At 72.2% G+C, this 12,418-nt stretch carries 10 protein-coding genes and 2 pseudogenes; 2 read left to right on the forward strand and 10 right to left on the reverse strand.

Annotation, left to right across the window (positions count from 1 at the left end):
• The first annotated feature begins 43 nt into the window (after nucleotides 1–43).
• Nucleotides 44–700: a zf-HC2 domain-containing protein gene (locus ACWCPI_RS09315; RefSeq protein WP_451037525.1), complete on the forward strand. Its 657-nt coding sequence runs from the start codon at nucleotides 44–46 to the stop codon at nucleotides 698–700.
• A gap of 27 nt (nucleotides 701–727) precedes the next feature.
• Here ACWCPI_RS09315 and ACWCPI_RS09320 read toward each other — a convergent pair whose 3' ends face one another.
• The 3 genes from ACWCPI_RS09320 to ACWCPI_RS09330 form a co-directional block, all read right to left on the reverse strand.
• Nucleotides 728–1,591: an Fpg/Nei family DNA glycosylase gene (locus ACWCPI_RS09320; RefSeq protein WP_451037526.1), complete on the reverse strand. Its 864-nt coding sequence runs from the start codon at nucleotides 1,589–1,591 to the stop codon at nucleotides 728–730.
• Nucleotides 1,592–1,625: 34 nt separating this feature from the next.
• On the reverse strand, nucleotides 1,626–3,713 hold the full coding sequence (locus ACWCPI_RS09325; protein WP_451037527.1) for a SpoIIE family protein phosphatase: 2,088 nt from the start codon (nucleotides 3,711–3,713) through the stop codon (nucleotides 1,626–1,628).
• 89 nt (nucleotides 3,714–3,802) lie between these two features.
• Nucleotides 3,803–5,065, reverse strand: a complete 1,263-nt coding sequence (locus tag ACWCPI_RS09330) for a DUF6777 domain-containing protein (RefSeq protein ID WP_451037528.1) — start codon at nucleotides 5,063–5,065, stop codon at nucleotides 3,803–3,805.
• Nucleotides 5,066–5,201: 136 nt separating this feature from the next.
• On the opposite strand from ACWCPI_RS09330, the gene ACWCPI_RS09335 reads away from it, so the two are divergent.
• Nucleotides 5,202–6,623, forward strand: a complete 1,422-nt coding sequence (locus ACWCPI_RS09335; RefSeq protein ID WP_451037529.1) for a lipase maturation factor family protein — start codon at nucleotides 5,202–5,204, stop codon at nucleotides 6,621–6,623.
• Here ACWCPI_RS09335 and ACWCPI_RS09340 read toward each other — a convergent pair.
• The 7 genes and pseudogenes from ACWCPI_RS09340 to ACWCPI_RS09370 form a co-directional block, all read right to left on the reverse strand.
• Nucleotides 6,611–7,444, reverse strand: a complete 834-nt coding sequence (locus ACWCPI_RS09340) for an amidohydrolase family protein (RefSeq protein WP_451037530.1) — start codon at nucleotides 7,442–7,444, stop codon at nucleotides 6,611–6,613. The genes ACWCPI_RS09335 and ACWCPI_RS09340 overlap by 13 nt on opposite strands.
• Entirely contained in the window at nucleotides 7,441–7,755 is a 315-nt protein-coding gene (locus ACWCPI_RS09345) for an L-rhamnose mutarotase (protein WP_451037531.1), read from the reverse strand. The genes ACWCPI_RS09340 and ACWCPI_RS09345 overlap by 4 nt, the downstream gene beginning before the upstream one ends.
• Nucleotides 7,755–8,738: an aldo/keto reductase gene (locus ACWCPI_RS09350; RefSeq protein ID WP_451037532.1), complete on the reverse strand. Its 984-nt coding sequence runs from the start codon at nucleotides 8,736–8,738 to the stop codon at nucleotides 7,755–7,757. The genes ACWCPI_RS09345 and ACWCPI_RS09350 overlap by 1 nt, the downstream gene beginning before the upstream one ends.
• A complete protein-coding gene (locus ACWCPI_RS09355; RefSeq protein WP_451037533.1) occupies nucleotides 8,735–9,490 on the reverse strand; it encodes an SDR family NAD(P)-dependent oxidoreductase in 756 nt (251 codons plus the stop codon). Before ACWCPI_RS09355 ends, ACWCPI_RS09350 begins: the two co-directional genes overlap by 4 nt.
• Complete coding sequence (locus tag ACWCPI_RS09360; protein WP_451037534.1) at nucleotides 9,487–10,839, reverse strand: L-fuconate dehydratase; 1,353 nt, start codon at nucleotides 10,837–10,839, stop codon at nucleotides 9,487–9,489. Before ACWCPI_RS09360 ends, ACWCPI_RS09355 begins: the two co-directional genes overlap by 4 nt.
• A 45-nt stretch (nucleotides 10,840–10,884) precedes the next feature.
• Nucleotides 10,885–11,731 (reverse strand): annotated as a pseudogene (locus ACWCPI_RS09365) (ABC transporter permease); the annotation flags it as partial.
• Nucleotides 11,728–12,408 (reverse strand): annotated as a pseudogene (locus ACWCPI_RS09370) (sugar ABC transporter substrate-binding protein); the annotation flags it as partial. The pseudogenes ACWCPI_RS09370 and ACWCPI_RS09365, both read right to left, overlap by 4 nt.
• Nucleotides 12,409–12,418: the final 10 nt, after the last annotated feature.

The raw sequence follows: 12,418 nt of genomic DNA on the forward strand, positions 1-12,418 counted from the left end.
CAAGGAGTAACCCACCCCGCACCCAACGGCACGAGGATTCGGCATGAGGTCCCTGGAGAGGCATCGCGACGTCGCCGCGTACGCGCTCGGCGTGCTGAACGAGGCGGAGGCGTTCCGCTTCGAGGACCACCTCATGGAGTGCCCGCGCTGCGCGGCACACGTGACCGAGTTCGGGCCTGTCACCCGCCAGTTGATGTTGTACCGGCGGTCCACGCCCCGGTTCGTGCACCCCATGGCCCAACCGGGCCCGCAGCTGCTGAACCGGCTGCTCGAATCGGTGGCGGCCCGCCATCGTGCCCGCCGCCGGCGCACCCTGTACGCCGTGGCCGCCTCCGTGGTGTTCGCCTTCGCCGGCCCCACCGCCGCGATCATGGCGAGCGGTGACGACGGGGGGAGCGCACGGGTCGTCCAGGCGACGGACGCGCGCTCGGGCGTGTGGGCGCAGGTCACCACCGAGGACGAGTTGTACGGCAGCCAGGTGCAGCTGAAGGTGAAGGACGCCGCGGGTCCGCGCGCCTGCCATCTGGTCGCCGTCGGCCGGGACGGCTCGGAGGAGACCGTGACCAGCTGGCACGCGGCCGACCACGACGCCCGCGAGGACACCATGACGGGCGCCACGGCGATGCACTCCGACGAGATCGTGCGCTACGAGGTGAGAACGTCGGGCGGGGAGCATCTGGTGACCCTGAAGCCCCGGTGACGAGGGCGCCCGGCTCCGGCGCGGGGACTACTTGAGCAGCCTCGACAGCCTCCGGTCGGCCAGCGGCTTCCCGCCCGTCTGGCAGGTCGGGCAGTACTGCAGCGAGGAGTCGCTGAAGGAGACCTCGCGGATGGTGTCGCCGCACACCGGGCAGGGCTCACCGGTGCGGCCGTGGACACGCAGGCCGCTCTTCTTCTCCGCCTTCAGCCGCCCGGCCGCCAGCCCTCGCGAGCGCTCGACCGCCTCGGTGAGGGTCGTCCGCAGGGCGGCGTACAGCCTCGCCGTCTCCTCGGCCGTCAGGGACGACGCCAGCTTGAAGGGGGACATTCCCGCCGCGTGCAGGATCTCGTCGCTGTAGGCGTTGCCGACCCCGGCGATCAGGCTCTGATCGCGCAGGGCGCCCTTGATCTGACGGCGCTCGTCCTTCAGCAGAGCGGCGAAGCGTCCCTCGTCGAAGCCGTCGGCGAGCGGGTCGGGTCCCAGCCGCGCCACGCCGGGCACCTGCTGCGGGTCCCGCACCAGGTACACCGCGAGGCGCTTTTGGGTGCCGGCTTCCGTGAGGTCGAAGCCGGCGCCGGTCTCCAGGGCCACACGCAGCGCGAGCGGGCCCTTGCCGGGGCGGGGCATGCCGCTGGGCAGCTCGTCCTTCCAGTGCAGCCAGCCGGCCCGCGCCAGATGGGTGACCAGGTGGGGACCGTCGGCCGTCTGGAGGTCGAGGAACTTGCCGTAGCGGTGCACGGCGGTGACCTGATGGCCCTCCAGAGCGGTGACCGGGGGGTCGTACGTCTTGAGGACGCTGATCGCGACGGGCAGCACGCGGACCACCTCATGGCCCACCAGGTGCTCGGTCAGGAAGTCCTTGAGCGCTTCGACCTCGGGGAGTTCCGGCATACGTCCAGAGTGCCACCCGGCACCGGCAACGCCATCAGGGCCGCTCCGCGACCACGAACTCGCACCAGACCGCCTTGCCGCCGCCCCTGGCCTCCACGCCCCACACGTCCGTCAGCAGGTCGACCAGGAGCAGACCGCGGCCGGAGACCCCCGACTCCCCCGCCTCCCGGCGGCGTGGCAGCGCGCTGGAGGAGTCCTCGACCTCGACGCGCAGCCGCCGCTCGGAGCCGGTGAGGACCCGCAGGGTCACGATGGCGGAGCCCTCGGTGTGCATCAGGGCGTTGGTGATCAGCTCGTCGGCCACCAGCTCGATCTCGTCGGCCCGTTCGGCGGCGTCCCAGGCACGCACGGCGGCACGGATCATGTGCCGGGCCCCGGTGAGGGCCTCGGGGTCACCGGGGGCGACATGCTGCTGGAGGCGGCCGCCGGACTGCGGGGCGTCCAGGACGCGGCGGCGCAGCAGGAGCAGCGCGACGTCGTCGTCGCCGCCGCGTTCCTCGGCGACGTCGATGAGGCGGTCGGCGAGCTCCCGTACGTCGTGCGGGCCGGTGGCGATGAGGGCGGTGAGGGCCTGCATGCCGTCGTCCAGGTCGGCGCCGGGCTGCTCGACCAGGCCATCGGTGCACAGCAGGAGGGTGTGGTCGGAGTCCAGCTCGATCGTGCTGACGGGGTATTCCAGACGCCCGAACTCCGCGGACAGGCCGAGCGGCAGCCCGCCCTCGACCGGGACGCGGCGGCAGGCGCCGCCCGGTTCGCGGATCAACGGGTCGATGTGACCGGCCCGGACGACCTGCACGACGCCGGTGGTCAGGTCGGCCTCCGCGTACAGGCAGGTGGCGAAGCGGTCGGTGTCCAGTTCGTGCAGGAAGACGGAGGCGCGGGCCATCACCGTGGCCGGGGTGTGCCCCTCGGCGGCGTAGGCGCGCAGGACGATGCGCAGCTGGCCCATCACGGCGGCGGCGTGCGTGTCGTGGCCCTGGACGTCGCCGATGACGGCGCCGACGCGGCCGCCCGGCAGCGGGATGAGGTCGTACCAGTCGCCGCCGATGTCCCGGCCGAGGGAGCCCGCCGCTCCTGCCGCGCGGTAGCGCACGGCGACGTCCGCGCCGGGCACGCTGGGGATGGTGCGCGGCAGCATCGCCTGCTGGAGGCCGGTGGCGAGGTCCTTCTCCTGCTCGTAGAGCATGGCCCGCTGCAGGCTCTGCGCGATGCTGCTGCCGAGGGCCACGAGCACGTTGCGGTCCTCGGTGGAGAAGCCGTCGCGGTCGCTGTAGAGCAGGCCGATGGCGCCGATGGGCCGGGCCTGGGCGATCAGCGGCATGTAGGCGGCGGCTGTGATGTTCAGGTCGGTGATGTGCGGCCAGAGGATCGGGTAGCGTGCCGCGAACTCCTCCGGCGACTCGATGAAACGCGGGCTCAGGGTCCGTACGACCTCGCTCATCGGGTACTGCTCGTCGATCCGGGTGACCAGCGTCCCGGGCACGAAGCTGCCCGCGGGGCCCTCGGCGACCAGCCGGATGCGGCCGGCCTCGACCAGGCCCATCACCAGGCTGGTGGCGCCGAGGTGGGTGATGCCGTGGGTGTCCTTGAGGACGTCGATGACGTCCTGCACGGTGCGGGCGTGCGCGAGGGCGGCGGTGGTGAGCTGGACGACGCTGGTCTGCTGCCGGCGAGCCTCGTCCTCGGCGGTCTGCTCGCCCCGCTCCTCGCTCTCGGCGAGTTCCTCGGTGGCGTCGCGGACGATGCCGACGATGCGGCGGGGGCGGCCCGTCTCGTCGCGGCGGATGTAGCCCTGGGTGTGGGTCCAGCGCAGGGTGCCGTCGCGGCAGCGGATGCGGAAGTAGGCACCGTAGTTCTCGCTGCCGTCCTTCAGCGCCTGGGAGACCAGGCCGTCGAGCCGGTAGGACTCCGGCGGCGGTACCCGGACCGCCAGGGTCGCGGGGTTGCCGTCGTATTCGTCGGGGCGCAGGTCGAAGACCTCGTGGGCCTGGGCGTCCATGTGGAGCAGACCGCTGTCCAGGTCCCAGTCGAAGCTGCCCATGCGGTTGAGCGCCAGGATCGGGTCCGGGTGGGCGGGCCAGTCGTCCGGGAGGGACAGGGCGCTCGCTCCCCGATCAACCATGGGGCCACCTTGCCAGGATTTGCCGGATTCTTCGACCGGGGCGACAGAACTGTTCCCACCGCCCCCCGGTGCCTCTCCAGCCGCGTCCGTCACCCGTCGAAGACGTCGGTGGGGCTGCCGAAGATGCTGCCGGAGGTCTCCGGGGCATCGGGGATCAGCCCGCCGCCGTCCGAAAGGTCGGGGCTTTCCGGCATCGCCCCGGTGCCCGTCTCCGCCGGATCGGAGGACTTCGGGGACGACCCGGGGGCGGTCCCGGTCCCGTGAGCGCTGGGCTTCCCGGGCGGCTTGGGGACGCGGTCGGGGGAGGCCGCCGCGGACGGGGCCGTACCGGTCGCCGTGGGGCAGCCGGAGGGGGCGGGGACCGGTCCGGCCGAGGTGTCCGAGGCGCTCTCGGCCGGCGGGGGGTCGGTGGTGCCCGGGGTGGCGGTGGCCGTCGGGGTCACGCAGTCGGCCGGCGACTCTTTCGGGGAGGTGCGCTCGTCGGAGGGGGAGGTGGGTGCGCCGGACCGGGACGCGCCCTCGTCTTCGGGGAACCGGCCCTCCTCGCCGGGTGAGGTGCCGGTGGCGCTGTCGTGCGGGTGCGGCGGCTTGGGCCGTGGCAGGGCGTGGTCGCGGCGGTGGCCCCGATGACCGGTCGGGCGTTCGATCCAGGTGTGGTCGGCGATGTCGATGATCGTGAGGCCGGTGATCACCTGGGGCGCGGGGGCCACCACGATCACCTGGCCCGGCCGGTACCCGGACCACGGCCGGCCGCTGGTGCCGGGCTCGCCCCGCAGGCGTGCCGCCGGTGTGAGCGGGTTGCCGCAGGCGCAGCGCACCCGCGGCACGCCGTGGCGGTCGACGAGGACGGCGGTGCCCGCCTGAAGGACGGACTGGTAGCCGGTCGCGCGGCCGTCACGGAAGCCGTGGTTGGTGACCCGGGTGTCGGCGCGCAGCACGACCGAGGTCAGGCTCCGCAGATGGCCGGGTACCAAGGCCGCGGAGATGCCCGCGGCCCGGGCGAAGGCCTGGGCCCTGCCCCGGTCGGACATGAGATGGCCGATCTGCCGCTCGACGTCACAGCTGCCGGCACCCCGGGTGCCGCCGTAGAGGCCGGGCGTTCCGCCGGACAGGGTCCGCGGGCCGCTGTGCTCCGAGCGTGGCGGTTGCGGGGTCCGGGCGGTCGGGGGCGGGGTGGCTCCGGTGACCGCCGTGGTGTCGGTGAAGGGGTCCGGCCCCTTGGCCGCCGCGGGTTCGAGGAGGACTTCCGCGGCCGGTTCCGTGCCCTGCACCGCGTTGCCGCCGCAGCCGGCGACGACGAGGGCCGCCGGGAGCGCGCAGGCCGCGACGACGACCGCACTGGATGTCCGCACCACACCCTCCCAACGGTTTCGACGTTTTCGTCACTAATTGTCTGTTTCACTCGCTCGGGTTACGCAAGCGGAGAGGTGGTATACGGAGAGTCACACGCGTCTCGGGCGCGACACTGGAAACGAGGAGCACACGGCCGTGGACTGGTTCATCGCGCCCGAGTACTGGACGAGCCGGCTGGTCTTCCAGCGGGCCCTGGCCGGGGTGTATCTCGTCGCGTTCCTGACGGCGGCCCTGCAGTTCCGGGCCCTGATCGGCGAGCGCGGGATGCTGCCCGTGCCGCGCTTCGTCGAACGGGTGCCCTTCAAGGCCGCGCCGAGCCTGTTCCAACTGCGCTATTCGGACCGCTTCTTCGCCTTCTGCGCATGGTCGGGCTGCGCGGTGTCGGTGGCATTGCTCGCCGGGCTGGACTCGGTGGTGCCGCTGTGGGGGGCCATGCTGCTGTGGCTGCTGCCCTGGGTGTTGTACCTGTCGATCGTCAACGTCGGCCAGACCTGGTACTCGTTCGGCTGGGAGTCCCTGTTGCTGGAGGTCGGCTTTCTCGCCGTCTTCCTCGGCAACGACGAGGTGGCGCCGCCGATCGTGGTGCTCTTCCTGCTGCGCTGGATCCTGTTCCGGGTGGAGTTCGGGGCAGGCCTGATCAAGATGCGGGGCGACGCCTGCTGGCGGAAGCTGACCTGCCTGGACCACCACCACGAGACGCAGCCGATGCCGGGGCCGTTGAGCTGGTTCTTCCACCATCTGCCCAGGCCCCTGCACCGCGTGGAGGTGGCCGCGAACCACGTCACCCAGCTCGTCGTGCCGTTCGCCCTGTTCACCCCGCAGCCGGTCGCCACGGCCGCCGCCGCCCTGATGATCGTGACCCAGCTGTGGCTCGTCCTGTCGGGCAACTTCTCCTGGCTCAACTGGATCACCATCGTGCTGGCCCTGTCGGCGGTGGAGTTCCCGAGCGATCCGCCGTCCGTGCCGGACGCGCCGCTGTGGTACGAGGTCGTGGTCCTGGCGGTCGCCGCGCTGCTGCTGTTCCTCAGCTACCACCCGGTCGCCAACATGATCTCCCGCCGCCAGGTCATGAACCGCTCCTTCGACCCGCTCCATCTGGTCAACACCTACGGAGCGTTCGGCAGCGTCAGCAGGATCCGGTACGAGGTGGTGATCGAGGGCACCGCCGACGAGGTACCGCGGCCGGACTCGGACTGGCGTGAGTACGAGTTCAAGGGCAAGCCGGGCGATCCCCGGCGCTGGCCGCGCCAGTTCGCGCCCTACCACCTGCGACTGGACTGGCTGATGTGGTTCGCCGCGCTGTCACCCGGGTACGCCGGGTCGTGGTTCGGCGCCCTCGTGGAACGGCTTCTGGAGAACGACCGGGACACACTGAAGCTGCTGCGCCGCTCGCCGTTCCCCCCGGACGCGCCGCCGCGCCACATCCGCGCCCGTCTCTTCCGTTACCGCTACACGACCTGGCGTGAGCTGCGGGAGACGGGCGCGTGCTGGGAGCGGACGTATGTGCGGGAGTATCTGCCGCCCACGCGGTTGGCGGACGCGGCTCACAGACCGTAGACCCGGACGGCGGTCCGCTCGAAGATCTCCGCGCGATCCGCCGGGCTCGTCAACTCCTCTGCCGTGGCGAGCACGTGCGCGTACGACGCGGCCAAGGTGCACACCGGCCAGTCCGAGCCGAACATCAGGCGCCGCGGGCCGAACGCCTCCAGCACCACGTCCGCGTACGGGCGCAGGTCCTCGACCGTCCAGGCGGCGGGGTCGGCCTCGGTGACCATGCCGGAGAACTTGCAGACGGTGTTGGGGAGGGCGGCCAGGGAGCGGACCGAGGTCTCCCACGGTTCTCGCTCGCCGGCGGCGATGGGCGGTTTGCCGAGGTGGTCGAGGACGAACGTCAGGCCGGGATGGCCCGCGGCGGCCTCGACGCAGGCCGGCAGCTGGTGCGGCAGCACCACCAGGTCGTAGACCAGCCCGGCGTCGGCCACGGCGGCCAGTCCGCGCCGTACGTCCGGGCGCAGCAGCCACCGCGGGTCCGGCTCGCCCTGGACCTGGTGGCGGACGCCCTTCAGGTACGGCCCGCCCGGCAGCTCCCGCAGCCGGGCCAGTTCCTCGGCGATGTCCGCACGGGTGAGGTCGGTCCAGCCGACGACACCCGCGATCAGCTCGTGCTCGGCGGCGAGGGCCAGGAACTCAGGGGTCTCCTCGGGCACGGTGACGGTCTGGACGAGGACCGTACGGTCGACTCCGGCGGCCCGCGCCTCGGGGGCGAGGCCGGCCACGGTGAAGTCGCGCCGGAGCGGCGCGAGTGCGGGGCCGGTGATCCAGTCCTGGTCGCGTACCGCGAGGTCCCACACATGGTGATGGGCGTCGACGACCGTCACGGCAGCTCCCACACGACGGGCAGGCCGGCGTCCGCACCCGCCCCCGAGTAGTCGTGCGCCACCTCCAGCAGCTCGGCCATGCGGGCCTGCCAGGCCACGTTGACCGGCAGTTTCTCCAGTTCGGCGAGGAGGCGGCCGTAGTCCTCGCACTCCAGGACGTGGAACAGGTCGCATCCGCTGCGCCAGATGGTCCAGGAGGTGGCCCCGGCGGCCCGGATGGCGTCGGTGAGCTCCCCGGGGACCTCGCGGTGCGCGGCGTCGTACTCTGCGACGCGGTCCGCGCGGACCCTTGTGTGCAGGGCGACTCTCATCACTGCTCCTCGGCGGGGACGGGGGCGTCGGGCGGCAGGAGGCCGGTGTCGCGCAGTTCCTGCCAGAAGGTGGCCGGCACGGGAGCCGCGAACTGGTGGGCGCAGTCGACGACTTCGGCCGCCGAGCGGGCGCCGACCAGAACGCTCGCGACGGCCGGATGCGCGGCGCAGAAGGCCAGGGCGGCGGCCCGCAGGGTGGTGCCGTGGCGGTCGGCGACGGACTTCAGGCGCAGGGCCCGGTCCAGCAGATCGGATGGCGCGGTGGCGTAGTTGTAGGTCGCGCCGGGCTTCGGATCCGCCAGGAGGCCCGAGTTGAAGGCGCCGCCGATCACGACCGACGTACCGCGCGCCTGGGCGGCGGGCAGCAGTTCGGTGAGGGCCCGCTGGTCGAGCAGGGTGTAGCGGCCGGCGCACAGCACCACGTCGACGTCGGTGTCCCGGACGAAGCGGGTGAGCATCTCCGCCTGGTTCATGCCGGCGCCGATCGCGCCGACGACGCCCTGCGCGCGGAGCTTCTCCAGCGCCGGATAGCCCTCGCGGAAGGCCCACTCGGCGTGGTCGTCGGGGTCGTGGAGGTAGACGATGTCCACGCGGTCCAGGCCGAGCCGTGTCAGGCTCGCCTCCAGGGTGCGGTGTACGCCGTCCTCGCTGAAGTCCCAGACCCGGCGGTGGGTGGCGGGGACGGCGAAGCCGTTGCCCAGGTCGTCGCCGCCCTCGTCCCACGGCTCCAGACGCCGGCCCACCTTCGTGGAGATGGTGTACCGGTCGCGGGGGCGCTCGCGCAGGGCCGCGCCGAGGCGGCGTTCCGACAGGCCGAGGCCGTAGTGCGGTGCCGTGTCGAAGTAGCGGATGCCCCGCTGCCAGGCGGCGTGCACCGCCTCGTACGCCTGCCCCTCGCCGACCTCGGTGTAGAGGTTGGCGATGGCGGCGGCTCCGAAGGCCAGCTCGCTGACCTCGACGCCGCTGCCGCCGAGCCGCCTCACCGGCCCACCGGCCGTAGCCGCAGGCCCTGCATGCCGCCGTCCACGGCGAGCGCGGTCCCGGTCGTGGCCCCGGAGAGCGGGCTCGCCAGGTAGGCGATGGCGCCCGCGACCTCGGCGGCGGAGACGAGCCGGCCGGTGGGCTGGCGGGCCTCCAGCGCGGCGCGTTCGGCGGCCGGGTCGGGGGCGGCGTCGAGCAGGCGGCCGATCCAGGGTGTGTCGGCCGTACCCGGGTTGACGCAGTTGACGCGGATGCCCTCGCGCACATGGTCGGCGGCCATGGCGAGGGTCAGCGAGTGGACGGCACCCTTGGTCGCGCTGTACAGCGCCCGCTGCGGCAGCCCCGCGGTGGCCGCGATGGAGCAGGTGTTGACGATCGCCGCGTGGGACGAGTTCCGCAGGTGCGGCAGGGCGGCGCGGGCCACTCGGACCATGCCGACGACATTCACGTCCATGACGCGGTGCCACTCGGCGTCGTCGTTGTCCTCGACGGTGCCCTGGGCGCCGACGCCGGCGTTGTTGATCACTACGTCCAGGCCGCCGAGTTCGGCCACGGCGGCCGCGACGGCCGCGCGTACGGAAGCGTCGTCGGTGACGTCGGCGCGGAAGGCGAGCAGCGGCTTGTCGACGGACGACGGGTTCAGGTCGAGTACGGCGACCTGGGCTCCGCGGGCGGCGAGGAGTTCGGCCGCGGCCCGGCCGATGCCGGAGGCGCCTCCCGTCACCAGCGCCTTGAGACCGTCGAAGTCGCTCATGCCGCGTGCCCCTTCTTCTGCGTCTGGAGGTCGGCGGCCCAGAAGGCGCCGCCCGGGAACGTGTACCGCGCGATCGACTCGGGTCGCATGGCGGCCGAGAAGCCCGGCGCGGTGGGTGCCGTGTAGCGGCCTTCGCGGATCACCACCGGGGTGAGGAAGTGGTCGTGCAGATGGTCGACGTACTCGATGACGCGGTCGTCGGTGGTGCCGGTGACGGCGACGTAGTCGTACATCGACAGGTGCTGGACGAGTTCGCACAGTCCGACACCGCCCGCGTGCGGGCAGACCGGGACGCCGAACTTGGCGGCGAGCAGCAGGACGGCGAGGTTCTCGTTGACCCCGCCGACGCGGGCGGCGTCGATCTGGACGACGTCCAGGGCGCCGGTCTGCAGGAGCTGCTTGAAGACGACCCGGTTCTGGACGTGCTCGCCGGTGGCCACCTTCACCGGGGCGACGGCCTCGCGGATCGCCGCGTGGCCGAGGACGTCGTCCGGGCTGGTGGGCTCCTCGATCCAGTACGGGTCGAACTCGGCGAGCGCCTTGGTCCAGCGGATCGCCTCCTCCACGTCCCAGCGCTGGTTGGCGTCGATCGCCATGCGGATGTCGGGGCCGACGACCGAGCGGGCGACACGGCAGCGGCGTACGTCGTCCTCCAGATCGGCACCGACCTTCAGCTTGATCTGCCGGAAGCCGTCGGCGACGGCCTCGGCGGCGAGCCGGCTGAGCTTGTCGTCGTCGTAGCCGAGCCACCCCGGTGAGGTGGTGTAGGCGGGGTAGCCGCGCTCCAGCAGCCGAGAGGTGCGCTCCGCCGCCCCCTCCCGGCCCCGGCGCAGGATCTGCAGCGCCTCCTCTGGAGTGAGCGCGTCGGTGAGGTACCGGAAGTCGATCTGGCGGACGATCCACTCGGGGTCGGCGTCGGCGAGGAGCCGCCACAGGGGCTTGCCGGCCCGCTTGGCGGCCAGGTCCCACACGGCGTTCATGACCGCGCCGATCGCCATGTGCATCACGCCCTTCTCGGGGCCGAGCCAGCGCAACTGGCTGTCCCCGATCAGGTCCCGGTTCAAGGACCCCGGGTCGGCGCACAGCTCGTCGACGGACCGGCCGACGACATGCCCGCGCAGTGCCTCGATCGCGGCGACCTGGACCTCGTTGCCCCGCCCGATGGTGAAGGTGAATCCGTGCCCCTCCGGCCCGTCCGGCGCGTCGGTGCGCAGGACGACGTAGGCGGCCGAGTAGTCGGGGTCGGGGTTCATGGCGTCGGAGCCGTCGAGTTCGCGTGAGGTGGGGAAGCGGATGTCGTGGGTGTCGAGCGCTGAGATGCGACAGGAGGGGCCGGGGGTCGGGGACACAGAGGGCCTTTCGGTCGGTGACGTCGATGAAGGGTTCGGCGCGGGTCAGTCCTGGGCCCGGCCCGTCGTCACACGGGCGATCATGAGGGCGACCAGGATGATTCCGCCGTAGATGGCCTGGATCCAGAACGACGGGACCTGGGCGAGGGTGAGCAGGTTCTGGACGACACCGAGGAGGAGTACGCCGGTCAGGGCGCCGAACATGGTGCCCTTGCCGCCGTCCAGGGCGATGCCGCCGATCACCGCGGCCGCGAACACGGTGAAGATCATGTTGTTGCCCTGGTTGGCGCTGATCGCCCCGACGTAGCCGGTCTGGATGATCCCGCCGACCGCCGCGAGGGCGCCCGCCACGACGAACACCCCGAGCATCACGCGCTCGACCCGGATCCCGGCCGCGCGGGCGGCGTCCGCGTTGCCGCCGATGGCGTACAGGGCGCGCCCGACGCGGTGGTACTTCAGCACGAGCCCGGCGATCGCGAAGGCCGCCGCCGCGAGCCACACCGACATCGGGATGGTCAGGAAGGTCGTCGTGGCGAGGGAGTAGAAGCTGTCGGGCATCCCGAACAGCGTCTTGCCGTTGGTCGCGCCCACCAGCAGACCACGCAGGACGATCAGCATCGCCAGCGTCACGATGAACGCGTTGAGCTTGAACCTCACGACGAGGACGCCGTTGAACGCGCCGACCGCCGCACCGGCCACCAGGGCCGCCGACAGGGGCCAGGGCGGCGGGGAGTTCGGTGCCCCAGCCGGAGCCGGCGGCGGGCAGGACCAGGAGCGCCGCGACGGCGGGCGCGATACCGACGACCGATTCCAGTGACAGGTCGAACTTTCCGGTGATCAGGACGAGCGACTCGGCCAGCACGACCATCGCCAGGGCGGCGGACGCGCCGAGGCGTTGAGCAGGGTGTCCAGCTTGGAGGCGGCGGTGTCGGACTCCCACTTGGCCGGTATCTCCAGCACCTTGAGCTCGGGGAAGTTCTTCTTCACGCAGGCGCGGAAGGCCTCGGAGCGGTCCCGGCCGTTGACCGAGGCGAGGTCGCCCATGATCTGCACGACCTTGCCGCTGGTGATGTTCCTGCCGAGGTAGTCGCAGGCCTTCTCGCCGTACGCCACGTTGTTCGCGCGGACGACCATGGCGACCTTGCCCTTGTCGGGGGCCACGTCGACGGCGACGACGGGGACGCCCTTGCGTTCGGCCTGGTCGAGCCCGGCCTCGATGGCGGCGCTGTCCAGCGGGGCGACGACCAGGCCCCGTACGCCCTGGTTGAGCTGGTTGTCGATGTCGGTGATCTGCTGTGAGGGGTCGCTGTTGGGGTTGACCGTCTTGAGGGTGTCGACGCCTTCGGACTCGGCCATCCTCGGCACGTAGTCGTTGTAGGCCTGCCAGAACGGCGAGGTCAGCAAGGGCAGGATCACCCCGACCTCGCCGCTGCCGCCGCCTTCCGCGCTCGCTGCGCCGGTGTCCTTGGTGCTGCCGCACGCGGCGAGCGCGAGCGAGGCACCGGCGACCGCGGCCGCCGCCCTGACCATCCGTGACCTGTTCTGCTTCCGCGCTGTCGTGCAGGGCATCTGGCAGCTC

This window comes from Streptomyces sp. NPDC001920 (genome assembly GCF_053594495.1).